At 61.1% G+C, this 23,711-nt stretch carries 23 protein-coding genes, 1 tRNA gene and 1 pseudogene; 12 read left to right on the plus strand and 13 right to left on the minus strand.

Translation table 11 applies throughout. From position 1 onward, the window contains the following. Positions 1-15 precede the first annotated feature (15 nt). The gene (locus tag I6I72_RS09355) at positions 16-642 is read left to right on the plus strand and encodes a carbonic anhydrase (protein WP_005529881.1); all 627 of its coding nucleotides are present in this window, start codon (positions 16-18) and stop codon (positions 640-642) included. 104 nt (positions 643-746) lie between these two features. Continuing rightward, positions 747-1,463: a hypothetical protein gene (locus I6I72_RS09360; RefSeq protein WP_049147061.1), complete on the plus strand. Its 717-nt coding sequence runs from the start codon at positions 747-749 to the stop codon at positions 1,461-1,463. Here the strand turns inward: I6I72_RS09360 and radA are convergent. Together radA and I6I72_RS09370 are read right to left on the minus strand one after the other, a co-directional pair. Then, positions 1,460-2,836 carry a DNA repair protein RadA gene (radA, locus tag I6I72_RS09365; protein ID WP_049147059.1) on the minus strand — a complete coding sequence of 459 codons (1,377 nt, stop codon included), beginning with the start codon at positions 2,834-2,836 and terminating at the stop codon, positions 1,460-1,462. The genes I6I72_RS09360 and radA overlap by 4 nt on opposite strands. 96 nt (positions 2,837-2,932) lie before the next feature. Next, positions 2,933-3,529: a hypothetical protein gene (locus I6I72_RS09370; RefSeq protein ID WP_049147057.1), complete on the minus strand. Its 597-nt coding sequence runs from the start codon at positions 3,527-3,529 to the stop codon at positions 2,933-2,935. Between the two features lie 218 nt (positions 3,530-3,747). On the opposite strand from I6I72_RS09370, the gene I6I72_RS09375 reads away from it, so the two are divergent. The 7 genes and pseudogenes from I6I72_RS09375 (at position 3,748) to I6I72_RS09405 (ending at position 9,567) form a co-directional block, all read left to right on the plus strand. After that, the gene (locus I6I72_RS09375; RefSeq protein WP_005529888.1) at positions 3,748-4,335 is read left to right on the plus strand and encodes a CarD family transcriptional regulator; all 588 of its coding nucleotides are present in this window, start codon (positions 3,748-3,750) and stop codon (positions 4,333-4,335) included. Further along, positions 4,304-5,020, plus strand: coding sequence for a 2-C-methyl-D-erythritol 4-phosphate cytidylyltransferase (gene ispD, locus I6I72_RS09380; protein WP_049147054.1), 717 nt, complete (start codon positions 4,304-4,306; stop codon positions 5,018-5,020). The genes I6I72_RS09375 and ispD overlap by 32 nt, the downstream gene beginning before the upstream one ends. Beyond that, entirely contained in the window at positions 5,017-5,499 is a 483-nt protein-coding gene (gene ispF, locus I6I72_RS09385; RefSeq protein ID WP_005529892.1) for a 2-C-methyl-D-erythritol 2,4-cyclodiphosphate synthase, read from the plus strand. Before ispD ends, ispF begins: the two co-directional genes overlap by 4 nt. A 140-nt stretch (positions 5,500-5,639) precedes the next feature. Further along, a pseudogene (locus tag I6I72_RS09390) lies at positions 5,640-5,951 on the plus strand (TrmH family RNA methyltransferase); the annotation flags it as partial. A gap of 380 nt (positions 5,952-6,331) precedes the next feature. Next, positions 6,332-8,317, plus strand: a complete 1,986-nt coding sequence (locus I6I72_RS09395) for a hypothetical protein (RefSeq protein WP_049063240.1) — start codon at positions 6,332-6,334, stop codon at positions 8,315-8,317. 3 nt (positions 8,318-8,320) lie between these two features. Beyond that, positions 8,321-8,947: a heme ABC exporter ATP-binding protein CcmA gene (ccmA, locus tag I6I72_RS09400; protein WP_005529899.1), complete on the plus strand. Its 627-nt coding sequence runs from the start codon at positions 8,321-8,323 to the stop codon at positions 8,945-8,947. A gap of 143 nt (positions 8,948-9,090) precedes the next feature. Beyond that, on the plus strand, positions 9,091-9,567 hold the full coding sequence (locus tag I6I72_RS09405; RefSeq protein ID WP_131771425.1) for a helix-turn-helix domain-containing protein: 477 nt from the start codon (positions 9,091-9,093) through the stop codon (positions 9,565-9,567). Positions 9,568-9,709: 142 nt separating this feature from the next. Here the strand turns inward: I6I72_RS09405 and I6I72_RS09410 are convergent, their stop codons facing one another. The 4 genes from I6I72_RS09410 to I6I72_RS09425 are packed head-to-tail and all read right to left on the minus strand — an operon-like array spanning position 9,710 to position 13,134. After that, positions 9,710-10,513: an alpha/beta hydrolase family esterase gene (locus I6I72_RS09410; protein ID WP_201806772.1), complete on the minus strand. Its 804-nt coding sequence runs from the start codon at positions 10,511-10,513 to the stop codon at positions 9,710-9,712. Positions 10,514-10,524: 11 nt separating this feature from the next. After that, the gene (locus tag I6I72_RS09415) at positions 10,525-11,490 is read right to left on the minus strand and encodes a metal ABC transporter permease (protein ID WP_201806775.1); all 966 of its coding nucleotides are present in this window, start codon (positions 11,488-11,490) and stop codon (positions 10,525-10,527) included. Then, positions 11,468-12,169, minus strand: coding sequence for a metal ABC transporter ATP-binding protein (locus I6I72_RS09420; RefSeq protein WP_049151430.1), 702 nt, complete (start codon positions 12,167-12,169; stop codon positions 11,468-11,470). The genes I6I72_RS09415 and I6I72_RS09420 overlap by 23 nt, the downstream gene beginning before the upstream one ends. Continuing rightward, positions 12,169-13,134 (minus strand): metal ABC transporter solute-binding protein, Zn/Mn family, encoded by a 966-nt coding sequence (locus tag I6I72_RS09425; RefSeq protein WP_049147049.1) that lies wholly within the window; start codon positions 13,132-13,134, stop codon positions 12,169-12,171. Before I6I72_RS09425 ends, I6I72_RS09420 begins: the two co-directional genes overlap by 1 nt. Before the next feature lie 107 nt (positions 13,135-13,241). Between I6I72_RS09425 and I6I72_RS09430 the strand changes: the two genes are divergently transcribed. After that, positions 13,242-14,351 (plus strand): LacI family DNA-binding transcriptional regulator, encoded by a 1,110-nt coding sequence (locus I6I72_RS09430; protein ID WP_049147047.1) that lies wholly within the window; start codon positions 13,242-13,244, stop codon positions 14,349-14,351. 97 nt (positions 14,352-14,448) lie between these two features. Here I6I72_RS09430 and otsB read toward each other — a convergent pair whose 3' ends face one another. The 5 genes from otsB to thrE form a co-directional block, all read right to left on the minus strand. Further along, positions 14,449-15,231, minus strand: a complete 783-nt coding sequence (gene otsB / locus I6I72_RS09435) for a trehalose-phosphatase (RefSeq protein ID WP_100622379.1) — start codon at positions 15,229-15,231, stop codon at positions 14,449-14,451. A gap of 1 nt (position 15,232) precedes the next feature. Then, the gene (locus I6I72_RS09440) at positions 15,233-15,730 is read right to left on the minus strand and encodes a hypothetical protein (protein WP_235429960.1); all 498 of its coding nucleotides are present in this window, start codon (positions 15,728-15,730) and stop codon (positions 15,233-15,235) included. Further along, entirely contained in the window at positions 15,727-17,157 is a 1,431-nt protein-coding gene (locus tag I6I72_RS09445; RefSeq protein ID WP_049147045.1) for an alpha,alpha-trehalose-phosphate synthase (UDP-forming), read from the minus strand. Before I6I72_RS09445 ends, I6I72_RS09440 begins: the two co-directional genes overlap by 4 nt. A 5-nt stretch (positions 17,158-17,162) precedes the next feature. Further along, positions 17,163-17,510 (minus strand): hypothetical protein, encoded by a 348-nt coding sequence (locus I6I72_RS09450; RefSeq protein WP_046646049.1) that lies wholly within the window; start codon positions 17,508-17,510, stop codon positions 17,163-17,165. A 187-nt stretch (positions 17,511-17,697) separates the two neighbouring features. Further along, positions 17,698-19,488 (minus strand): threonine/serine exporter ThrE, encoded by a 1,791-nt coding sequence (gene thrE, locus I6I72_RS09455; RefSeq protein WP_049191843.1) that lies wholly within the window; start codon positions 19,486-19,488, stop codon positions 17,698-17,700. A gap of 160 nt (positions 19,489-19,648) precedes the next feature. Here thrE and I6I72_RS09460 point away from each other — a divergent pair. Continuing rightward, positions 19,649-19,721 (plus strand) — tRNA-Thr (locus I6I72_RS09460). Here I6I72_RS09460 and I6I72_RS09465 read toward each other — a convergent pair. Further along, positions 19,721-20,272 carry a TetR/AcrR family transcriptional regulator gene (locus I6I72_RS09465; RefSeq protein ID WP_201806778.1) on the minus strand — a complete coding sequence of 184 codons (552 nt, stop codon included), beginning with the start codon at positions 20,270-20,272 and terminating at the stop codon, positions 19,721-19,723. The two genes, I6I72_RS09460 and I6I72_RS09465, sit on opposite strands and share 1 nt — an antisense overlap. Beyond that, on the minus strand, positions 20,259-21,746 hold the full coding sequence (locus tag I6I72_RS09470; protein WP_049147038.1) for an MFS transporter: 1,488 nt from the start codon (positions 21,744-21,746) through the stop codon (positions 20,259-20,261). Before I6I72_RS09470 ends, I6I72_RS09465 begins: the two co-directional genes overlap by 14 nt. A gap of 201 nt (positions 21,747-21,947) precedes the next feature. Here I6I72_RS09470 and I6I72_RS09475 point away from each other — a divergent pair, with 201 nt between their 5' ends. Beyond that, positions 21,948-23,684 carry a pyruvate dehydrogenase gene (locus I6I72_RS09475; protein WP_005531311.1) on the plus strand — a complete coding sequence of 579 codons (1,737 nt, stop codon included), beginning with the start codon at positions 21,948-21,950 and terminating at the stop codon, positions 23,682-23,684. The last annotated feature ends 27 nt before the right edge of the window (positions 23,685-23,711 follow it).

The following is a 23,711-nucleotide window of genomic DNA, read 5'->3' on the forward strand; positions in this document are numbered from 1 at the left end:
ACTACAGTTAGTGACATGCCACTTTCTAAAGTTCCACAAGATCCACAAAAGGTTTGGGAAGCTCTGCAAGCGGGCAACCAGCGCCTAGTAACCGGCAACGTCATCTCCGTCAACGATGACGCCCACATTCGCGCCGGGCTCACCAAGGGCCAGGATCCGCGCGTCATCGTGCTTTCGTGCTCCGACTCGCGCGCCCCTATTGAGCACGTATTCAACATTGGCTTTGGCGACGCCTTCGTCATCCGCACCGCCGGTCACATCCTCGATAACGCGGTACTGGCTTCGTTGGATTACGCCCTGGAGAATCTGAACGCCAACTTGCTCGTGGTCATGGGCCACCAGTCCTGCGGCGCGGTTGCTGCGGCTTCCGCGTTCCTCAACGGCGACATGAATCTGCCGACCGGCCTGCAGCGCCCGATCATTGAGAAGGTAGCTGCGTCTGCGCTGCAGTCGCGCCGTGAGGGCCGCGACTCCACTCCGGACTTCGAGCGGGAGAACACTGCACAGACGGTTTCACAGATCATCGCGGATGTGCCTGCGGCCCGCCGGCTTCTCGACGCCGGAACCCTCGGCGTCGTGGGCTTGCGCTATCTGCTGGAGGATTCCAGTGTGGAGACCGTAGTACTGCACGGTGTGCAGTAGCTTAGTGCTGCACTCGCTCTCTCCCCAGTTGAGTCCCGCCATTTAGTCAGACACGCGGCGAGGGTTAGTGCAGGTTAGGGGCGTGGCCCCTTAAAATCAAGAACGTGACTGAGAACCGACGCAACCCGCTGCCCCAAGAGATCTACATGCGCCGCCGAGTGGCCGCGCTGATTGGACTCCTGGTTGTCGTGGGCCTGCTCTTGTGGGCTGCGACCTCGATGTTTGGCGGCTCGGATGAATCGGTTCCGGCGGCTTCGACAAGTGCACGTGGCTCCGCAGCGGCGCCGGAGACGAAGGCCACCTCGAAGGCGGAAAAGACCAGCGAGGCGACTAGCTCCAAGGAGTCGAGCACGCAGCCGGCCTCAGACAGCGCCACGGCATCGGCCACCAACCCGAGTGAGGAGCCGAAGAAGAACACGTGCGCTCTTGCAGACCTGCAACTGACGGGCTCTGTCAGCAAGCCCACCTATGGCCCGGGCGAGCAGCCGACTTTCTACATGGAGGTCAACAACCCCACGGCCGTCGACTGTGTCATTGATTTGGAAGCCGACACCATGCGCTTCGAGGTCTATGACTTGAAGACCAACCAGAAGATGTGGACCGACACCGACTGCTACCCGCCGGTCGAGGAGAAGACGCAGACCTTCAAGCCGGGCGAGCCGCGCAAGTTCGAAGCCGTGTGGTCGCGCAAGATGTCCCAGCCGGGCCAGTGCGTGGACCGTCAGGAATCGCCGATGGGTGGATACTTCATGCACGTGGTCATCGGCGATAACGCAGCACCGGCTCAGACGTTCAACCTCGTGGATGCGAACGGCGCTTAGCCCAGCAGCGCTATGACCTCGCTGAGCGTAGCGGCCTGACGCACCCGAATCCCGGTGGCATCTACTTTGCCAGCCGGGACGATTGCTTTTTTATAGCCCAAGCGCGCGGCTTCGGCGAGGCGACGGTCCAGGTTTGGCACTCGGCGCAGCTCGCCGGCCAGGCCCACCTCGCCGATGACCACGGTCTTAGCCGGCAGCGGCTTTTCGTGTAGCGAAGACCACGTTGCTAGCGCCACCGCGAGGTCCGTGGCTGTTTCCTGGATGCGCACGCCGCCCACCGTGGCAACGTAAGCGTCCTTGTCATTGGTGCGCTGGCCCGCGCGTGCCTGCAGCACTGCTAGCACCATCGGCACACGGTTGGAGTCCAAGCCCGTGACCACGCGGCGCGGGTTCTTGGCCACAGGATCCACGGTCAGCGCCTGGACCTCCGCCAGGATGGGACGAACGCCATCCATGGCCACGGTCACCGCTGAGCCATCGGGCGTGCTGCCGCGGTGCGAGAGGAAGAGCCCGGAAGGATCAGCGACCTCGCGGATGCCGCCGGAGGTCTGCTCGAAGCAGCCCACCTCATCGGTAGCGCCGAAGCGGTTCTTGATGCCGCGCAGCATGCGCAGGCTGGATTGGCGGTCGCCTTCGAAGTTGAGCACGACGTCGACAAGGTGCTCCAGCACACGCGGGCCCGCCACGTTGCCGTCTTTGGTCACGTGGCCCACCAAGAGAACCGGAATGCCGGTGGACTTGGCTAAGGTGGTCAAAGCCGCGGTCACGGCACGGGACTGTGCCACGCCGCCGGCCACACCCTCGACGCCCGCGGCGTGCATGGTCTGCACCGAGTCCACGATGATGAGGCTGGGCTTGAGCTGCTCAACGTGCCCGAAGACTACGTCCAGGTTCGACTCTGCGGCGAGATACAGCGTGTCATGCAGGGCGTCGGTGCGCTCGGCACGCGCACGCACCTGGCCCGCGGATTCCTCCGCTGTGACGTAGAGAGCCTTGCGGTCTAGCTGCGCCCAACGCGAGGCCACCTCCAACAAGAGCGTGGACTTACCCACGCCTGGCTCGCCCGCCATGAGCACCACCGAACCCGGCACAATGCCCTTTCCCAGCACGCGGTCCAACTCCCCGATGCCGGTGGTAATGGTCTTGGTAGCGCTTGCCCCAATCTTGGTGATGGGCTGCGCCGGGCTGCTGGGAGTAAGTCCCTTGACCATCTGCCCTGTCACGGCAGCCGAAGCCGCCGAGCCTGCCGACGCCGCGGGCGCCGACTCCTGGAGCGTGCCCCACGAGCCGCAATCTGGGCAGCGGCCAAGCCACTTGGGGGAGACGTAGTCACACTCAGAACAGGTGTGGACGGGACGGGACTTCTTTGCCATGCCAGTAACTCTAGGACACCCACCGGACACGGGTACCTATCCGCCCCAAACGCAAAGCCCCGCACTCGAAAGTGCGGGGCTTCGAAAGCTTAAACCTTAGTGGTGGTGGCCAGCTTCAGGCTTCTCGGTGGTGTAGCCCTCGGTGGACTTGGAGTCGCGATTGTACTCACCGGACTTCAGCGGGGAAGCGGAAACAGCAGCGTTTACCTCGATGGTGCCGTTGTTGAAGGTGAAGGTAACCGGGCGGAAACCTGCGTAGCCGTAGTCCTCGTTCTGCAGGGTGGTCTCAACGTACTGGACGTTCTTGTTCTTCTCGTCCTTCTTGAGCTCCTTGAGGTTAGCCGCGGAGTCAGCGATGATGGACTGGTCGCGAGCCATTGGCTTAACGGAGCCGAGGTCAACGTCCTGGCCATCGACGGAAACGGACTCGAGGGTGATATCAGAAACCTCGTAGCCCTGGTTAACAGCTACGAACTTCAGGGAGGTCTCGCCGGAGTCCGGTTCGACCTGAATGGTGACGTCGCGAACTGCGACTGCGCCGTCCTCGGTGGCAGCGGAGGAACCGTCGACAGCCGCAACCTTGTCGGAAGTCTGGGTAACGTGGCCTGCAGAGCAGGAAGCCAGCGCCAGCGCAGACAGGGCGGTTACGGAAATGATGGCACCGCGACGGGCGGCGGTCTTCAATGGCTGCACTTTGAGGGTCCTCCATAGATTGCGATCACAAAGCTTATCAACGCTTTAGCCTAGTACCTTTCCGTGCCGAGTACACAGTTTCGTGAAAACCAATTGGGTAGTAAGCGGGGTAATACGGGGGTAGACGTGGGCGTCGGCAAGCAGCTGTGCGGCGCGTGCTAAACTTGTTGCCCTGTATGTGTGCCGTTAGCGGCGCGAACATTTAATAAGGAGTGGCAATGGAATTTAAGGTCGGAGAGGTCGTCGTCTACCCGCACCACGGTGCTGCCAGGATTGCTGATATTGAGCATCGCGAGATGGGTGGCGAGACCCTGGAGTACTTGGTGCTCCAGATCAATCAGTCTGACCTTGTGGTTCGCGTGCCTTCCAAGAACGTGGAGCTCGTCGGCGTTCGCGACGTCGTGGGTAAGGAAGGCCTCGAGAAGGTATTCTCCGTCCTGCGTGAAATCGACGTTGAAGAGGCCGGCAACTGGTCCCGCCGCTACAAGGCTAACCAGGAGCGCCTGGCTTCCGGCGACATCAACAAGGTTGCCGAGGTCGTCCGCGACCTGTGGCGCCGCGACCAGGACCGCGGGCTGTCCGCAGGTGAGAAGCGCATGCTGGCCAAGGCCCGTCAGATCCTCGTGGGCGAGCTCGCGTTGGCCTCTCCGGTCGACGAGAAGAAGGCCGACACCATGCTGGAGGAAATCGACGCCACCATCGAGCGCCACCGCGCCGCGGGCATCGTGGAAGACAAGTCCATCACCACCGACATCGACAACGACATCGATCTCGATGACCTCTCCTTCGACGACGAAGACGAATAAGCCCGTTGTCGCGCTCATCGCGGCAGCAGGAATGGGCACTCGCCTCGGCGCGGAAGTGCCCAAGGCATACGTTGAACTCCAGGGACGCACGCTCCTGGAACGCTCCGTAGCAGCCATGGCGCACAGTGGCGTGGTCAAACGCGCGGTGGTCACCGTCTCTCCGGTGATGGAAGACACCGCGCGAGCATTGCTTGCCGACGCCCCCTTGCCCATCACCTTCGTCCACGGCGGCGGCGAGCGCGCCGACTCCGTGTGGGCCGGCCTGCAAGCCATTGACGAAGAGGACGCCGTGGTGCTCATTCACGACGCCGCCCGCGCCCTGACCCCGCCAGCCATGATCGCGCGCGTGGCCCAGACCGTCCTTGACGGTGCTCCCGCCGTCATCCCGGTTCTGCCGGTTTCCGACACCATCAAGATCGTCGACGCCGAGCGCGTTGTCTCCACTCCGGAGCGTTCCTCACTGCGCGCCGTGCAGACCCCGCAAGGCTTCGACTTGGCCACGCTGCGCGGCGCCAATGAAAAGTACTTCTCCGGGCAGCAGGAGTTCATCGCCACCGATGACGCCAGCCTCATGGAATGGTTCGGCGTGCCCGTGGCCACCGTGCCGGGCGACCAGTTAGCGCTGAAAATCACCACGCCCATGGACCTCACCCTGGCTACCGCGATTCTCAAGGAGAACTCATGACCCAGCCGATCATCCCGCGCGTTGGCATCGCCACGGACGCCCACCAGATTGAGGAAGGCAAGCCCTGCTGGATCGCGGGCTTGCTCTTCGAGGGCGTGGACGGCTGCGAGGGCCACTCCGACGGCGATGTGGTGAGCCACGCGCTTGTCGACGCCCTCCTTTCCGCCTCCAACCTCGGCGACCTTGGCTCGTTTGTGGGCGTGGGGCGCAAAGAATACGACAATGTCTCCGGCGAGCGCCTGCTGCGCGAGTGCCGTGAGCTGCTCGAATCCCATGGCTTTGTCATCGGCAACGCCGCCGCTCAACTGGTGGGGCAGTCGCCGAAGATGGGCCCGCGCCGCGAAGAGGCCGAGCGCGTGCTCAGTGAGATTTTAGGCGCTCCCGTTTCCGTGTCCGCTACCACCACCGACCACATGGGTTTTACCGGCCGCTCCGAAGGTCGCGCCGCGGTGGCCACAGCGGTGGTCTGGAAACAGTAACTCGCGGGTCGCCCCAGCGCGTTCCTGCGCCGCAGCCTCTCCTTTTGGCAAATACCCAGCCCTAGAAATGCAGCTTCCTGGTGAAAAGCGCGGCGTCGGAAAGCGTGGCCGAAAGCGAACAGGAGGTCTTGGTTTCCAGGGCTGGGTATTTGCCGGGAAAGGCGCGCGTGACCAACGTGACCCGTACGGTGCAGGAATTTCAAAATGCCGGCTACCAGGTCGTAGGCCTGGACGCCGGCGGCGAGCACACGCTCGACACCTACACCGGTGGCAAGGACCCTGTGGTCATCGTCATCGGTTCTGAGGGAAAGGGCATCTCCCGCTTGGTGCGCGAGAATTGCGACGTCATCGTGTCCATTCCGATGACCGCCTGGGTTGAGTCCTTGAACGCATCCGTCGCCGCCGGTGCCGTGCTTTCGGAGTTCGCTCGTCGGCGTCGCGCGGCGAAGTAACAGGTAATTTGGAGGGCGTCGCGTTGTGCGGCGCCTTTTTGCTGTTTTACCCGGCCTGGTTTTAGCTTTTGGGCAAATACCCAGGCCTGGAAAACCAGACCTCCTGCTCGCATTTTCACACGCTTGCCGACGCCGCGCAATCCACCAGAGAGCTGCGGATCGAGGCCTGGGTATTTGCGCGGAGTTGATGAATCTGCGAAAGGTAACTTTTGACACTTGAACCCAGTTTATGGGCAGCGTATATCTTTTAGCAGCGCGCGCTATAAGTTCGGATTCTTCTCAAGAAAGGAATGCTTATGAAAGTGGGCATGTCTAAGCAGGCAACAGCTCCCAAGAAGTCCTCTGGAAATAAGTCCTACTACCGACACTGCTAAGGCTCGATGAAAACTTCAGTCAGACTACTAACCGTAGGGATTTTGCTCTCTACGGTTAGTAGCGCATTCATTGCCTTTGTCGGAGCCAGCCTCTTATCGACTCTGGATTACCGGCTTGGCAACGAGTTTGTCCAGATCGAAGACTTCGAACCTGACAGTCACGCAGAAACACTGTTTCCTGAGCTTTCTGAATTTGCGGGAGACTCAGGATTTGACGTATCGGTTTATTACGCCTCGCTAGCTGATTCGGATGGTGAGCTGCGAATCTACTCCTCGGCTCTGCCTTCAGGTGCAGCTAACTTTGAGTCTCAAAAGTTTCAGAGAGGCGAAAAGTTTGTTTGGTATCCATTGTCGGAAATTCCGACTAAGGAACCGCGCCAAGTTTTTAACATTAAAGGATCAGAAAATGACGCTCGAGACCTAACGACATGGTTGGAGGAGCGCGGGTATTCCGTGATAGGGCTCCAGAACTTGACTTGGAGTTTCGTCATGACTTCGTCGCTGCCTTTGTTGGTCGCGGCTGCTTTTCTACTCGCGCTCGTGTTGGGTGGCGGGCACTGCCTAGTGCGGGCTCGCGAAATCGGCATTCACAGACTTTTGGGGCTAAAGCTATCGCAGACGCTAAGGCTTGATGTAACGCGGCTTGCCAAGCAAACATGGCTACCATTTTTTCTTGCGATCATTTTTATTGCGGCGGCATTGTATCTTTACAACGACTGGGCAGAAGCGACGTTGTTTTGGGCCTTTTTCGGCGTTTCTGTGTTGCTCCAATGGGTAGGTTTGGCGCTGGGCTATGTGCTCGGGCAGTTATTGGTTCGAAATATTTCGATCCCGCAGGCCATCAAAGGCAAGGTTCGGGCGCGTCCAATTACCTACGCACTGTATGCTGTCCGGCTATTGGCACTCTTGACGAGCCTGACGGCACTTTCACAGATGGTTGATACCGGTGCTGAGGTGTCCGCGCGAGAGGAATTGCAACCGTATTGGATCGGACATGCCAATGAGCAAGAGTTTGCCCTGAGCTCGAATATCACTCCGGATGAAAAAGAACAGGCTGCAGCTGCAGCGCCCTTGCGTCAGGCGGACCGCGAAGGAAAGCTACTCTTAGCGGATCCTTTTTGGCTTACCTGGCCGACTCAACTGGAAGCCCCGGTTATTCTCAGCAACCATCGGTTCGCCGTTCAAGCTGGTGTTGCCCCTTCTGAAGAAGACATAACCGTTTGTGCTCCTGTTGCCCTCAGTGAAGAATCCAAACAGACGATTATTGACTCTGTTGCATTTGAAGCCGAACTCGCGAAAAAGAAGGTTCCAAATTTTAACTGGAAAGAAGATTGTTCGCTTGGGCAAGTCTTTTCCTATGACGTTGAGCTGCGGCCAGTAATTAATGACCCCATTGTGGTTTCGTTACCAGTGGGGCTTGAAGCTATCGGTGACCGGAATTTACTCGCGAAAGCCTCGCAGAAAGTCCTCCTTGCCATCGAGCCAACTGTCGTTGGTGAGCTGAAAGATGGGACGGTGGGCAAGGTGCTCGCCACGGCACAACCGCATGCTGATTCCTGGCGATCGTCCCTTGAGGAAGCCAAAGAGCAATTCAGCCTTTGGTCGTTAAATACGGTCGTAGCGATATTACTGGTTTCCTTGTTAATCGTCGCGGGGCTTTTCAGTTTCCAGGTGGCGTTCCGGCGAGAGCTCTATGTTTCCTTCATTTGTGGGCGCAGCCCGTGGAAGATGTGCAGGAAGATTCTGCTGGCCGAGCTATTCTTTTTCGTTACCACCATCGGCTGGGTTTTGTATCGTTTGCGCGAGCATAAGGAACAACTGGAATCGCACTATCCATCAACGTGGTCGATGGGGTTTGAAAACAGGTGGTCCACGGCAACCGTTCTTGCTGTCGTCGCATTTTCGATCGTGTGGATGTGTATTTCAATCGGTTTGACCTGGTGGATTAGTGCGCGAAATCAAATGCGCTGGACAGACAGCGAAGGAAATTAGGATATGGAAATTCAGGTTGAAGACCTTCACTACAGTGTGAAGGGAAAAATGATTCTTTCCGGCTTTACGCGGTCTTTTGCGGCTGGCCGGGTGACTGCATTAACCGGTGTCTCCGGAAGTGGGAAAACCACCCTGTTGAACCTCTTGGGCGGTCTGATCTCGCCGGACAAAGGCTCAATCATGTGGGATGGAAACAACATTGCATCGCTATCGGCAGGTCGACTGCGCAAGTATCGACGCGAATGCGTTGGGTATCTCTTTCAAGACTACGGCTTGGTTCCTGACCTCACCGTTGTCGACAACGTGAAGCTCGCAGCCAGTAACGTTTCGCGCCGTGCTTTCGACGAGGCGCTAGACAGCGCTTTGGCGCAGGTTGGTTTACGCGGCTATGAAAAGCGTGTGGTCAGCGGCTTGTCTGGCGGCGAACAACAACGAGTAGCCTTGGCGAGGATCCTCGTTTCCAAGCCCAAAATCGTATTGGCGGACGAGCCAACCGGGGCGCTTGACGAGGACAATGCTCAGCTGGTTGTTGAACACCTCCGTGCTTTCGCTGACCAAGGCGCCGTTGTCGTCGTCGCGACGCATTCCAAGCATGTAGCCGACCAAGCAGACTGCGAGGTAACGCTTTAGTGTGGCGATTGAAATACTCGGATATGCCGTGTCTGCTCGCAGGCATCCGAGACGATGAGCAACCGATACTCGATGAGCTAAGACGCTACTTCCTCTGGACCCAGGTTGAATGTGCGTCCACTCAGAGGGAGCTGCTGAATGCATTGTCTCGCTCACAGGAGCAATTGCTGGTGTTGTGCGAGCGCAAAGACTCGGCGACCTGGGTATGGGATATACAAGAGTTAAAGAGCAGCGATTTTATTTACTTGGTGGATTATTCACAGCATTCGCGTGAGAAGCTTCAAAAGGCAATCAATTTGGGCGCGTCTGCATATTGTGTGGTTACCCGGGAAGCTCGATCCGGCCATGGGGGCCTTAAAATAAGTTGTTGCTTTGAAATAAACGGCGTAGCTGTTGGGACAATGCCTGAACCAGATATGCAGCGAAACCTCGAGCGACTATCCGCGATTCAGCTTCGAGTTTTAAACGGAATTATATGTGGGCACTCAAATTATGGCATCGCGGAGGAAACCCATCTTTCTGTGCCGATGATCAAGAAAATAGTTTCCCAGCTGCTCGACATATTTGCTGCAGAGAACAGAGTCCAGTTAGCCCTCAAAACCTTACCCGCTATGGGTTGAGCTGCCAAACCTGTTGCAAATTCCCAGGGCAGGAAAACCAGACCTCCTGCTCGCATTTTCACGCGCTTGCCGACGCCGCGCAATCCACCAGAGAGCTGCATTTCCAGGGCTGGGTAGGTGGTGGGGGAGGCGAGCCGCGGGGCTATAAGCCGAAGAAATCCTCCACCACCTGGGCCGCGATGAAGCTATCGGTATTCGGCCCCAAGCGCGCGTCGAGCTCGTTGCCCGAGGGGATGACGTGGCCCACGCCTTCCATGGTCCACAGCTCCACTGGGTTTTTGCCTGGCCACGTGCGCAGCTCGATGTCGTCGAAGGGCCGAGACACAACAACCTCGCCCGCGCCGTTGAGCTCAGCGAAGCGTTGCGCAGTCCACGGCGCCGAGGTCACCTTTCCGCGCGTGCTGCCCATAATGCCTGCCTCACCACCCTCGTAGGGAGCGAGCGGGTCCGCAGTGCCGTGCATCATGAGCACCGGAGTCGGCTGGTAGGCCGAGTCGGGATTGGTGGGGGCGTGATTGGCACCTTCACCCAGCGTGGAGGCGAAGATGCAGGCGCCGTCGAGGAGGCCGGGGGCGTCGAAAAGCAGGCGAATGACCATCTGCCCACCGTTGGAATAGCCGCACGCGAAGGTGCGCTGGGTTCCGTACTCGTGGTGGATTGTATCCACCACGTGGCGCAGGAACGCGACGTCGTCGATGCCCAGCTCGCGGGTCTTGACCGGCAGGATGGCGCGGGAGTCGTTGAAGTGGCGGCCCACGCCGTCCGGATAGACCACCACCGTGCCCGTGCGCTCGGCTAGCTCGTCGAAGGTGCCGGCCGTGAAGCGCCGCAAAACGCTGCCATTCTGCAGCGAACCGTGGAGGAAAAGCAGCAGGTTAGGGCCAGGATTCTCCGGCGCGACGACGGTGTACTTGCGCTTTTGGCCCTGAAATTCCACGGTGGTCATGGGCCACTAGTTTAGTCCTGGTGCACGCAGTGCTCGTCGTGGGTGCTGGTGTGGTGCTTTTCTGAATCGCTGCGGCCCTCGAAGTGGGCCTTGGTGACGCGGGCGGCGGCGATGTCGTCGCGAACCGCGCGGCGATTGCGCAACCAGCCGATGAGGCGGCAAAGCAAATAGATGATGAAGGAAATCGTAGTCACGAAGACCGAGACCGGCAGGCCCGGAGCCAGCGACAAAATGAGACCACCCACGGCTGCGACCTCCGCGAAGATGGTAGACCACAAGACCGCACGCACGGGGGAGGAAGTAATCTGCACCGCCGCGGCGCCTGGCGTGATGAGCAGGGCCATGACGAGCAGCGAGCCGACAATCTGCACCGACTGCGCGGCGGTCAGGCCCACCAGGATGGCAAAGCCAACGGAAATAACGCGGACCGGAACGCCGGCCGCCTGGGCCATGACGGGGTCGGCGGAGGCGAAGAGCATCGGGCGCCAGAACAGCGCCACGATGGCCACGATGATGACCGTGGTCAGCGCGAGCAGCCATACCGAGGCCGCGGAAACGCCCACGATCTGGCCGGTCAGCAGCGTCATCGCCGTATTGGAGTTGCCCGGGTAGAGGTGCAAGAACAGCACGGACAGGCCGAGACCGAAGCTCATCACCACGCCAATGGCGCTATCTTGCTGGCCTTTGAGACCCAGCACCGCGAGGATGATCGCCGCCACGATGGCGCCGGCAATTGCGCCGAAGCCCAGGTTGAAACCAAAGAGCAGCGCCGCGGAGGCGCCCATCAGCGCCAGTTCTGAGGTGGCGTGGACCGAGAAGGACATCTGCCGCAGCACGATGAGCGAAGTCATAACGCCGGACAAGATACCCAGCAGCGCGCAGGCCCACAGGGAGGATTGCACGAAGTCGACACTGAGCAGGTACTGGGTGTCTTCCCAAAACTTAGACAGCGAGCTAGACAACGATGAGCCTCCCATCGACTTCAATGACGTTGACCTTGGAACCGTAGAGCTCCGAGAGGACATCGGAGCGCATGACCTCGTCCACTGCGCCATACATGTGGCCGTGTGGGGCGATGTAGAGCACCTTGTCCACCACGCCCAGCACCGGGTTGATGCCGTGCGTCACGAACAGAATCGAGGTGCCGCGCTCCGTGCGCCAGCGGTCGAGTTTTTCCACCGTGGCCTGCTGCCGGGCCGGGTCCAGGGAAAGCAGTGGCTCGTCGGCGAGGATGAGCTGTGGGTCGTTGGACAGGGCCTGCGCCTGGCGGACCAATTGCTGCTGGCCGCCGGAAAGCTGGCCCACGCGGCGCTCAGCGATGCCGGTGGCACCCACCTCGGCGAGCAGCTCGTCGACGCGGGTGCGGGGAGGGCGTCGTTTAGCAAAGGAGCCATGGGCCAAGGAAAGCGACACGAGATCGCGGGCGCGCATCGGCAAATCCTGCGGGAACATGCGCTGCTGCGGGATAAAGCCCACGCTCGAGTTGACCTCCACGCGGCCGCTGGTGAGTTGACGCGTGCCCAAGATGGTGCCGAGCAGCGTGGACTTGCCCACGCCATTGGGGCCCAAAACGGCGATAAACTCGCCGCTTTCGACGGCGAGGTTAAGGCCTGACCACAGCGGCTCTACCGCTGCATCATGAAACTGTACGAGCACTAGGCTTTGACCGCCTCGAGTGCGGAGACAGCCTGATCGTAGTAGTCGAGGAAGTTGGTGCCCTCCGGCGGGGTCTCGCCGATTTCCACGATCGGCACGTTGCGGTCCTCAGCGGCCTTGCGGATGCGCGAGGAGATGTCCGTCTCAGTCTGCGGGTTGTAAATCAGCAGGTCCACTTTGCCGTCCTTGACGGTCTGCAGAAAGCGCGCCAGGTCAGCCGCGGTTGGCTCGCCCTCGGACACAGTGGCCTTGCGGAAGCCCTCCGGCGTCACGTCAAGGGCAGGGGTGTACTTCATGATGTAGTCCGCAATCGGCTCGGTCTGCGCATAGTTGAGCTTCGGCAGCTTCTCGACACGCGCCTTAATGCCCTCGACGCGCTCCAGCAGTGGGTCTGCAGATGCCTTGGCCTCTGGGTTGGCCTCATTGACCAGGTCGGCGACCTCGGTGGCCACCTTCTCGATGGCGGCAGCGTCGTACCAGACGTGCTCGTTGCCCTCGATGTTGGTGATCTTGGACGGGTCAGACTTGGCGACGTCCTTGGCCTCCATCGCGGTGACGACGTCCGGCTCTTCGTCGAGCTTGCCGTGGTCGGTTAGAGGGAGAGCGTGGATGATCTCATCTTGGTTCTTCACAGCCTGGTAGAGCCAGGAATCGTATCCGCCGCCACCGACGATGAGGACGTCGGCCTCGTTGGCCTTAGCGATGTCTGCCGCGGTGGGCTCAAAGTGGTGCGGGTCGACGCCGTTGCCCTTGACGATGGGCTCAACCTCGACGTCGACATCTGCCTGCGCGGTGTCGATGACGGCTTCTGCTACGTCTGCCCAGATGGAGGTGGAGGCGACAACCTTGATGGTGTCGGAGTCGCCGGCGCCCTCGGAGTCGGCGCTAGAGCATGCAGTGAGGACGAGGCTGCCCGCGCACAGGGTGGCAACTGAGGCGGTGAAACGCTTTAGAGAAAAACTCATACTGTCTAGTTTGCGGTTGTTGAAAATTATTGTCAAATGATAATGTGTTGAAAATCCGTGGCTCGGGAGCCGTAAAGAATGTGGGAGAACAAGGTAGGGTAACCAGCATGGTAAAACGCAGCCACAATCGGAAAACTCTGGCCTCGCTGGCTGCTGAATTGGGTGTATCTCGAACCACCGTATCCAACGCCTATAACCGCCCTGACCAGCTAGCGCCCGCCACTCGGGAGCGAATCCTCACTGCTGCGGCTGCGCACGGCTATACCGGACCCGACCCCACCGCGCGCAGCCTGCGTACCCGCCGCGCGGATTCCACCGGCGTGCTGTTGACCGAACACCTTTCCTATGCCTTCGAGGACGCCGCCTCGGTGGACTTCTTGGCGGGAATGGCGGAGGCGTCGACAGGCGCTGCGACCACCCTCACGCTCATCCCCGCCGGGCCGGATGCGCCATCCGACGACGCCGCCGCCCTGCTCGCCCGCGCTGCCGTCGACGGCTTCGTTATCTACTCCGTTTCTGCGGGCTCCGTGGCCGCCGCGGCGCAGCGTGGCCTGCCCGTGGTGGTGTGCGACCAGCCCAAGGATTCCGGCCTGCCCTTCGTGGGCATCGACGATCGGGCTGCGATTAAGCCTGCGGCACGCGCGCTTGTCGACGCCGGGCACCGCAACATCGGCATCCTTTGTATCCGCCTGCGCCACGAGCGCCTCGACGGCTTTGTAACGCGCGAGCAGGTCGAAGCCGCAGACATGCACGTGCAGCGCGACCGCGTACTCGGCGCCCTCGACGTGTTTGATGACGCCGCGCTTTCCGAGGTCCCCATCGTCACCCGCCACATCAACGACGCCAGCACTGCGCGCGCTGCCGCGGAAGAGCTGCTTGCCGCGCGCCCTGAGCTCACCGCGGTGCTGTGCACGACCGACTCGATGGCGCTCGGCGTGCTCGGCGTCTTGCGCGATGCTGGTCTCGCGGCACCGAAAGACCTCTCCGTGACGGGGTTTGACGGCATCACCACCGCACTGTTGGTGGGCCTGACCACCGTCGTGCAACCGAACAAGGCTAAGGGCGCGGCGGCAGGCCATATGTTGGCCGAGCATATCGACGCCGCGCTTTCCGAGACTGCCCCAGTGCACGACCATAAGCTACTGCCCACCCGTTTCAACGAGGGGACCACGGTGGGCTCGCCGCGCGAGCAGCATTTTTTGGATTGGCAGCTCTAGTCGGCACATTTTGCCAAATATTGCGCCAAAATTTGCCGAAATCAGCGCCTTGTTTGGCAAAATGTACCGCGCTTGCCCCGTTTAACGCGCATCACGCTTAAGCGCCGAAGTGAACCGCGCGGGCCGCAGCGAGCTCCTCCAAAAAATCAGACACAGCCGCAATATCCGGAACGCGGTGTGCGGCCAGCGTCTCGCCCTCGCCAACCTTCACGCCCAGGTCTGGCGGCTGATCCAAAACCGCGAATCCGTCTTCATCGGTGACGTCATCACCCAGGAAGACGGTGGCGGTGGCGCCGACGCGCTCGCGCAGCTCGGAAATCCATGAACCCTTCGTGGCCTGGGTAGCGGAGAACTCGATGACAGACTTGCCGGCAGTCATGGGGAAACCGGCTGGGTCGAGTGCGCGGCCAGCAGCGTAGGCCTCTGCCGCCAGATCCGGGTCGCTGAGCTCCAGCCGGCGCAGGTGGAGCACGCGCTGGAAAGGCTTAATCTCAATTTCTGCGCCAGGAAAGCGCTCCATCAGCTCACGGATTTCTGCTTCCTTGCGGTCGAGGTGCTCCTGCATCTGCGGGGTCAACGCCGTGTCTTGCCACGAGGACTCCGCGCCGTGGGAGCCGCCCAGCAGCACCGGCTCGCGCAGCGGGAAGACGCGCTTTAAGCCCTCCAGGTGGCGGCCAGAAAGTGCTGCGACCGTGGTGTTGGGCAAGCCTGCGAGGCGCTCTAGCGCTGCCAGCGAGCGCGGTTCTGGCTCGACCTCATAAATCGCTTTGGCGAAGCCGGCGAGGGTGCCGTCGAAGTCAGAGACCACGGCCAGGTGCTCGGTGGCAGCCACCTCAGCGAGGCCGGGAAAATTCGTGTGCGAATCAGTCATGGTCTCCATCCTAAAGCGAGACCATGCGGATAGCAGGCGAGTCCACCTCCGCGGTGTCCAGCGTTAGAACCAGCTGGTTGTTGGGGTTGAGGCGCACCTCGAACTTGTGCTCCTCAGCGAGCAAGTTGCGCAGCAGGTTATCTGCCCACAGGGCCGAACCCGTGCAGTCATTGGGGCGGGTATCGATGCGTACCTTATCGATGGTCATCAAGTCCGCATCGCGAATATTCGCCGCGTCCTCGCCCTCGGTATAGGACACCTTGGCCTGGAAAGGCGAGCAGCCAGTGGACCCCACAATGGAAGACTCGCCGAAGCTCATCTGCGGAACCGAGACCGCATTCTGCGGGATGGCCGAAGGCTCATCAGGCTTGGTGTAGATAGCCACGACCTGCCAATCCTTGCCCACGATGCGCTCGTCGCCGCGCGGGGTAGGGCCCTCGTCCTCTGAGCCGCACGCGCTGAGACCGACTGTGGCCACGAGCATTACTGCTGTGAGAAGTCGCTTCACTTATTCACCGCCGCCTCATCTAGAGCACCCAAGAACGCGCGGGACCACACGTTCACGTCATGCGAGATTACCTGCTCGTGAAGGTCGAGCATGCGTTGACGCATGGTGTCGGGGGCGTCGTCAAGCGCTTTAAGCGCGGAAAGCAGCGCGCGCTTGATGGACTCGATGTCGAAAGGATTGCACAAGTTGGCCTGCGTGAGCTCGTCTGCCGCGCCCGCGAACTCGGAGAGAACTAGCGCGCCGCGGCCGTCGGGATGCGCGGCCACGTACTCCTTGGCCACCAGGTTCATGCCGTCTTTGAAGGGGGTGACCAGCATGACGTCGGCAAGCCGGTAGTACTTGCGCAGCGCGTCCTTGGGCACGGCGCGGTGGACGTAGTGAACCACCGGGCGTCCAATCTGTCCAAAGCGGCCATTGATGCGGCCCACGGCCTCCTCCACCTGGGAACGCGTGGCGCGGTAATGGTCGATACGCTCGCGCGACGGCGTGGCAACCTGCACCAGCGCCACCTCCCGTGGGTCAAGTGCCTCGGTTTCCAGCAACTCCTCGAAGGCCTTGAGGCGCTGCAGGATGCCCTTGGTGTAGTCCAGCCTGTCGACGCCCAGAATCACCCGGTGGTGCCCGCCGAACTCTGCGCGCAGGCGGGCTACTTCCTGCTCGTCTGCGGGCGTGAAGTTCGCGAGGGAAGAGGTTTCGATGGAGATGGGGAAGGCGCCTACACCTACGGTGCGACCATCGACGTTGATCCCCGCGCTAATCTCGCGCGTGCTTACCTTGCCCGTGACCTCGAGATCGAGTCGTTTGGCCAGCTCGAGGAAGTTGCGGGCATTGGACTCGAGGTGGAAACCGATGACGTCGGCACCCATGAGGCCACGCACGACTTCCTCGCGCCACGGCAGCTGCAGGAACAGATCCGCAGAGGGGAAAGGGATGTGCAGGAAGAACCCGATGGTGAGGTCGGGGCGCAGCTGGCGCAGGATGCCTGGCAGGAGCTGCAGCTGGTAGTCCTGCACCCACACAGTGGCGTTGGGGGCAGCGACCTTGGCTACTTCCTCAGCGAATCGGAGGTTGACCTCGCGGTAGGCGTACCACCACTCGCGCTTATAGACAGGAGTGACGATGAGGTCGTGGTATAGCGGCCACAGGGTGGCGTTGGAAAATCCCTCGTAGAAGCCCTCGAAGTCGGCTTCGGTGAGTTTGACGGGGTGTAATAAGATGCCGCGCTCGGTGGTGAAAGGCTCGGGGGCGTCATTGATGACGCCTGGCCAGCCCACCCAGCAGCCCTGCTGGGCCTCCAGCACGGGGGATAGGGCCGTGACCAGTCCGCCGGGCGAGGCCTTCCAAGTGCGGGTGCCGTCAGGCTGGACCTCAAGGTCCACAGGGAGGCGGTTGGCCACCACCACGAAGGAATTGTCGTGGCCAGACATCTGCCCTAGGCCTTCTTCGTGGTCTTTTTAGCTGCCTTCTTGGCAGTCTTCTTGGTGGCCTTCTTAGTTGTCTTCTTCGTAGACTTCTTGGCAGCCTTCTTGGTGGTCTTCTTCGTAGACTTCTTGGCAGCCTTCTTGGTGGTCTTCTTTGGTGCGGCCTCGGCCTGCTCAGCGAGGACCTTCTTGTGGACCAAGCCCTCTGGCTCGACACCGAGCATGGACATCAAGGTCACGCCGTCGAGGAAGTCCTCGGCGTAAGTGGCAACGATGCGGCGCGCAGCGCGGGCGGTCTCTTCCTCGACTGCATTGGTTTGGTCCGCAGCGGGCTGAGTGTCAGTGACCTTTGGTGGCACGAAGTCCTCCTGAACGAGTTGTGAAAGCTTTCAGACAGGACATTCTACGCCATATGGCCGTGCGGTGCGGATTCGGGTCCAGCGGGCAGGGCTCGGTGGCGGGGGTGCCGCCCTAATTGCCAAATTGTTGCTGTTTTGCGCGCGGTTTTGGCCACGATTCGGCATCTAGGCAGGCTGCACTCCAACGCTATGGCTGCGGGTCCTGCGGCGTGGTGCCCGGCACCGTGTACTTCGGCCTAGTTGCCGAAGTATCGCCGTTTTCCGTCCTGTTTTGCTCGCGATCCGGCATTTGGGGCGGCTCAGAGTCGGATGCGGCGCCCTGCGGCTGTGCCTCCCACTGCGTGGTCGCCGGCCACATCTCGGTGATGGTCTCCCACTCTTCCTTCCAGTCCTCGCCAATGGCCTGGTCTTGGAGCATACGCACCTGCTGCGCCGGCATCGGCGGCTTAGGCCCATGCTTCGGCGGCAGCACCGGCCTGTTGACCTTCGGCGCGAACGGCGAAAGCGGCACGCGCGGAATGCGCGGCCTGCGGGCCGCCAAGCGGGTGGTCTGGTGGAAGGAGAAGTGGCCAATGCGCTTGAACGCCGAGTACGGGCGGAAGTACTGCGGGCGGCGCAGGCGGCGGGCAACGCGCTCGCCCAGCACAACGCCAGCAGCCAGCGCACCAGCGATGGCAATAGCGCGGGCAAGGTTGGTAAAGCCCACAATCATTTGCTCATTCAGCGAGGCGTACATGCCGCGGTACAAGGTCAGACCCGGCAGCATCGGGGTATAGCCCACGATCATCGTGATAAGCGGCGGCATCATCCACCGGCGGGAGAGCAAGCCACCGGCCAGGCCCACAGTCACTGCGGAAATGCCGCTGGCCACCACAGCGCCCACGCCAAATGGAATGACCACAAAGTAGTAGAAGAGCATACCGGCGCCGGCCGTCAGACCAGAGATGGTGACCTCAATCCACGAGGCGCCACAAGCCAGTGCAAAGGCCGCCGAACCGATGCTGCCGCACAGAATGAGCAGCGGAACCTGGTGGTAGACCGGCGGTGCGAGTGTCGCCAGCGGCGGCAGCGTAAAGCCCATCCAGTCCGAGAACTGAATACCAACGCCAACGCCCGCGATGATAGCGCCCGTGGCTAGCATTGCCTCAAAGAAGCGAGCCGCCGAGGTCACCGGTGCGCGCGTGATGCCGTCAACCAAGCATTGCACCAGCGTAAGGCCAGCAACGAGGACGATGATTCCCGAACCAATAATCTGCGAAGGCGAGAACGTAATGCCCATGCCCGCAGCCAAGTTGTAGAGGATTGCCGCAGGCACGACGGCCAAGAATCCGCCAATAATGTTCTGGTAGAACGGCGGCACTCGGAACTTTGCGGCCCACGTGTTCACACCCATGATGAGCAAAGAGACGAAGAACGCCACGACGCCAACCAAGGCGTCGCCACCCAGCATGACCGCGAAGGAACCGCCCATAACGCCCCAGCCCGCCAGAACCGTGGAGGTGCGATAAGGCGCCTTCATGTTGTTGATCTCATCGAGGACGCGCTCAGCCATCGCCGGCGGGGTGGCGCCCGAACGGATGGAGTAGATCAGGCGGTCCACAGCAGAGAGCTTGGAAAAGTCCACGGTAATCGCCGGTGCCACGCGGAAGACGTGGAGGTTGCGGCGGTTGGCGCCGGTGCCAATTGCGGTGTGGATCGTGATCGTATTCATCATGATGTCCACGTGGCAGTAGTGCAGACCATAAGACGACGCCACGAGATGAATCTGCGCCTTCGCGTCTGAGTTCGCGGTGCCAGCGCTGATGAGGATTTCACCCACGCGGGCCGCGATCTCCATGACGCCCGTGACTTGGGCGGCATCGGTCAGGTCAACCGGCGCCAGCGGCGATGGTGGCGGCGCGGCCTTAGCCGCGTCGATCGTGGCAACGTAGCCGGAAGAGGCGCTAAAACGCTCTCTCCATGCGGAAAAGAAAGACACCCAACTAACCCTTAAACACGAACCCTAGAAATGACCAAAACTTGCGCGGAGACTATTCCTGCACTCTAACTGTTGTGACTCGCGTGCGCACAGGCCACCCCAGCATTTTTCTAGGGCGCGGTGCTCAGGTACGATTCTTCGCAGCGGTATTAACCGCGGTGCTGGAGTGGCGCAATCGGTAGCGCAACGCACTTGTAATGCGTAGGTTGCGAGTTCAAGTCTCGTCTCCAGCTCAAGACTGCTTTACGTGGAGCTCCCCGGTGTCCAAGAACGCCAGGAGGAGCTCCACTATTTTTTTGCGTGAAGCCGCCGGAATCTTGCGCTCGGTCAGGTGGTCATGCACCCACAAGCCGTTGCCCAGCAGCGTTACGATGAGCGGGCTGAGGTTATTTCCGGCTGGGTCGGGCATCCAGCGCTTGTCGACGTCACGCCATTGCTCCATGAAGTCCGCGTGTTGCTGTGAGTGAATGCTCATCAGCAGCTCGATGAGCGGATCGTTCTTACCCAAGGACAAGATGAGTGCCCGGTAGCGCTCCTTCTCACTGAGCTCCTCCGCCTTCTTGCCACCAGCCAGCGCCTCCAGCTCGTCCTCCCAGCGCTGCGCGCAGAAGCGGTGGCAGTCCACCAGCAGCGCGTGCCGGGAGGGGAAGTGGTAGATGAGCCCCGACTTGGAGATGCCGGTGGCGGTGGCGAGGGCGTCGTAAGTCACGGCGTGCACGCCCTCCGCCTCGATGATGGCGAGGGCGGCCTCGAGGGCCTCGGTCTTCTTGCTAATGCGCGGCATTATTGCCTCCAGACTTGGGGTTGTGCTTGAAGCACCAGCCGGTTACTGCGGCTAGAACGAGCATAAAGGCCATGAGCCCGCCCAAGGTGGTGAGGTAGGCCTCGTTGTAGGCGCTGGCGGCGGTGTCGTGGGTCGCGGCGTCGTAAAGCGCCTGCATGCCTGAGATGCCTTCGGGGAGGTTGCGGGCGTAGAGCAACGGGAGGATGGAGCCCGTGATTGCGATGGACAGCAACGTGCCGAACTCGTAGGAGACCTCCTCCACGCCCGCGGCCATGCCGGAGCGGTGCGCCGGTGCCGCGCCGATGATGGCCGTGGAGGACACGGACATCGTCAAGCCCGCGCCAATACCCATCGTGAGCATGCCCGCGACGAAGAGCCAGAAGATGCCGTGGTGGCCGGCCCACATTGCGATGCCGATGCCCGCCGCCATGAACAGGAAACCGCCCGCGATGATGGGCAGAAAACCCCAGCGGTGCAGGTTAGCGCCGCCCAGCGTGGACATCGGGAGTGCGGCGATGGCCACCGCGGAGATGGTCAGGCCGGCGTGGAGGGGCGAGAAGCCGTCGACAAGCTGCAGCTTCTGGGTAGTGAGCATCTCCAAGCCGGACATGCCAAACATGGCGCCGCCCGCGGTGATGACGCCGCCGCTAAAGACGGGGGAGCGGAAGATGTCGAAGGTCAGCAGTGGGTCCGTGAGCTGGTTCTGGCGGCGGGCAAAGAGGAATGCGCCGACGAGGAAGACCAGCAGCGCGCCACCGGCGAGACTGAACTGGGAGCCCGCGAAGGACTTGATGGAAAGCACCAGCGAGGACAGCGTCACCAGGGCGAAGAGCGAGGAGATGAAGTCCCAATGCTTCTCGGGATTCGGCTGATTGGGAGGTGCGAGAAAGTAGGTCAGGATCAGTGCGATGAGGACGATGGGCACGTTGATGAGGAAGACCGAACCCCACCAAAAGTGCTCCAACAGGAATCCTCCCACGGTGGGGCCGGCGGCGGCGCCGACTACGGCGACCGAGCCCCAGATGCCGATGGCGGTGTTGCGCTCGATTTCGTCGTCGAAGGTCAGGCGAATGAGCGCGAGGGTCGCGGGCATCATGACGGCAGCGCCGAGTCCGAGCAGCGCGCGGGCGCCGACGAGGAACCATGCGCTGGGGGCGAGGGCTGCAGCTAGGGAGGCTCCGCCAAACAGGAAGAGGCCGATGACGAACATGCGGCGGTGGCCGATGCGGTCACCCAAGGTGCCGGTTCCTAAAAGAAGGCCGGCAAGCACTAGCGCGTAAGCGTTGATGATCCACAGCTGTTGAGTCGAGGTGGTGTGGAGCTGCTCAGCGAGTGCGGGGAGCGCGGTGTACAGGATGGAGTTATCCAGGCCGATCATGAGCAGACCGAGCGAGACCACAGCGAAGAACGTCCAGCGCTGGGCCTTTGTCGATTGGGTGGCGGCGTGATTGTGCTCGGAATCTAGTGTGAACATGCGTGAAACTGTACCGAACGGTCATTGCAGTTTCAAACCCGTGGAAGGGCGTGTGCTCCGTGTCACTCGAGTGGGGTGAGCGTGAGTCTTAAGCAATTTGTTGGCATGGCAGTGACTGTACGGGGACACTGGGGTGTGGAGATTTTCTAAAGACTTTCTAGTTACAAAATCCTCAAGACTATTTCTGAAAGAAGCAGTGATATGGCGAAAAATTACGCAGAACAGCTCGTAGAAACTCTCGAGGCGCAGGGTGTCGAGCGCATTTATGGCCTCGTGGGTGACTCCCTGAACCCTATTGTTGACGCAGTCCGCCGCTCCTCGATCGACTGGGTTCACGTCCGCAACGAGGAGGCCGCAGCCTTCGCCGCTGAGGCGGATTCCCTGACCACCGGCAAGCTTGCTGTATGCGCGGCATCGTGCGGTCCTGGTAACACCCACTTGGTGCAGGGGCTTTACGACGCCCACCGCAACGGCGCCAAGGTCCTAGCCATCGCCTCCCACATCCCATCCCGCCAGATCGGCTCCAAGTTCTTCCAGGAGACCCACCCGGAGATGCTCTTCAACGAGTGCTCCGCTTACTGCGAGATGGTCAATTCTGCTGATCAGGGCGGCGTTATCCTGCACCACGCAATCCAGTCCACCATGGCTGGCAAGGGTGTATCCGTGCTGGTCATCCCGGGCGACGTTTCCACGCAGGAGGCTGGGGACGACACCTTCACCACCTCCACCATCTCCGCCGGCCGCCCGGTTGTGTTCCCAGACCCAGCCGAGGCTGCAGCCCTGACTCAGGCCATCAATGAGGCTAAGACCGTGGCGCTCTTCGTCGGTGCAGGCGTCAAGGATGCGCGTGAGCAGGTGCTGGCTCTGGCTGAGAAGATCAAGGCGCCAATCGGCCACGCCCTGGGCGGCAAGATGTACATCCAGTACGACAACCCGTTCGACGTCGGCATGTCCGGTCTGCTGGGCTACGGCGCGGCTCACGACGCCACCCACGAGGCCGATCTGCTCATCCTGCTGGGCACCGACTTCCCGTACAACGATTTCCTGCCGAAGGAGAACGTGGCGCAGGTCGACATCGACGGCTCCCACATCGGCCGCCGCACCAAGATCAAGTACCCGGTCACCGGTGACGTTGCTGCCACCATCGAGAACATCCTTCCGCACATTGATGAGAAGAAGGATCGCCGCTTCCTGGACAAGATGCTCAAGGAGCACTACAACAAGCTCAACCACGTGGTGGAGGCCTACACCAAGAAGGCTGAGAAGATGAAGCCTATCCACCCAGAGTTCGTGGCCAACATCATCGATGAAGAAGCGGCTGACGACGCCGTCTTCACCGTCGACACCGGCATGTGCAACGTCTGGGGCGCGCGCTACATCACGCCGAACGGCAAGCGCGAGCAGATCGGCTCCTTCCGCCACGGCACCATGGCCAACGCCCTTCCGATGGCCATTGGAGCACAGGCCGCTAACGAAGGCCGCCAGGTCATTTCCTTCTCTGGCGATGGCGGACTGTCCATGCTCATGGGTGAGCTGCTCACCGTGAAGCTGCACAACCTGCCGGTGAAGACCTTCGTCTTCAATAACTCCTCCCTGGGCATGGTCAAGCTGGAGATGCTGGTGCAGGGCCTGCCGGAGCACGAGACCGACCACGCACACGTGGACTACGCGGCGATTGCTGAGGCTGCGGGCATCAAGCACATCCGCATCGAGGACCCAAAGAAGGCGCGCAAGCAGATTCGCGAGGCTATGGACTTCGATGGCCCAGTTCTGGTGGACATGGTCACCGACCCGAACGCACTGTCCATCCCGCCGACACTGACCTTCGAGCAGCTGCTGGGCTTCTCCAAGGCAGCTACCCGCACTGTCTTCGGCGGTGGCGTTGGTCAGATGCTGCAGCTGGCGCAGTCCAACCTGCGTAACATCCCGCGTCCGTAGCGAGCTAAAGCTCGCTACGGACGGCCA

The organism is Corynebacterium striatum, from assembly GCF_016728105.1.
Taxonomy (GTDB): Bacteria; Actinomycetota; Actinomycetes; order Mycobacteriales; family Mycobacteriaceae; genus Corynebacterium; species Corynebacterium striatum.

Coding starts and splice junctions, on each gene's coding strand:
- I6I72_RS09375 (WP_005529888.1), top strand. CDS start 3,748: ATGGAATTTAAGGTCGGAGAGGTCGTCGTCTACCCGCACCACGGTGCT.
- I6I72_RS09415 (WP_201806775.1), bottom strand. CDS start 11,490: ATGGGAGGCTCATCGTTGTCTAGCTCGCTGTCTAAGTTTTGGGAAGAC.
- I6I72_RS09445 (WP_049147045.1), bottom strand. CDS start 17,157: ATGTCTGGCCACGACAATTCCTTCGTGGTGGTGGCCAACCGCCTCCCT.
- ispD (WP_049147054.1), top strand. CDS start 4,304: ATGACCTCTCCTTCGACGACGAAGACGAATAAGCCCGTTGTCGCGCTC.
- I6I72_RS09425 (WP_049147049.1), bottom strand. CDS start 13,134: ATGAGTTTTTCTCTAAAGCGTTTCACCGCCTCAGTTGCCACCCTGTGC.
- I6I72_RS09465 (WP_201806778.1), bottom strand. CDS start 20,272: ATGCCGCGCATTAGCAAGAAGACCGAGGCCCTCGAGGCCGCCCTCGCC.
- I6I72_RS09470 (WP_049147038.1), bottom strand. CDS start 21,746: ATGTTCACACTAGATTCCGAGCACAATCACGCCGCCACCCAATCGACA.
- ccmA (WP_005529899.1), top strand. CDS start 8,321: ATGGAAATTCAGGTTGAAGACCTTCACTACAGTGTGAAGGGAAAAATG.
- I6I72_RS09410 (WP_201806772.1), bottom strand. CDS start 10,513: ATGACCACCGTGGAATTTCAGGGCCAAAAGCGCAAGTACACCGTCGTC.
- I6I72_RS09395 (WP_049063240.1), top strand. CDS start 6,332: ATGAAAACTTCAGTCAGACTACTAACCGTAGGGATTTTGCTCTCTACG.
- I6I72_RS09355 (WP_005529881.1), top strand. CDS start 16: ATGCCACTTTCTAAAGTTCCACAAGATCCACAAAAGGTTTGGGAAGCT.
- radA (WP_049147059.1), bottom strand. CDS start 2,836: ATGGCAAAGAAGTCCCGTCCCGTCCACACCTGTTCTGAGTGTGACTAC.
- I6I72_RS09430 (WP_049147047.1), top strand. CDS start 13,242: ATGGTAAAACGCAGCCACAATCGGAAAACTCTGGCCTCGCTGGCTGCT.
- I6I72_RS09475 (WP_005531311.1), top strand. CDS start 21,948: ATGGCGAAAAATTACGCAGAACAGCTCGTAGAAACTCTCGAGGCGCAG.
- otsB (WP_100622379.1), bottom strand. CDS start 15,231: ATGGAGACCATGACTGATTCGCACACGAATTTTCCCGGCCTCGCTGAG.
- ispF (WP_005529892.1), top strand. CDS start 5,017: ATGACCCAGCCGATCATCCCGCGCGTTGGCATCGCCACGGACGCCCAC.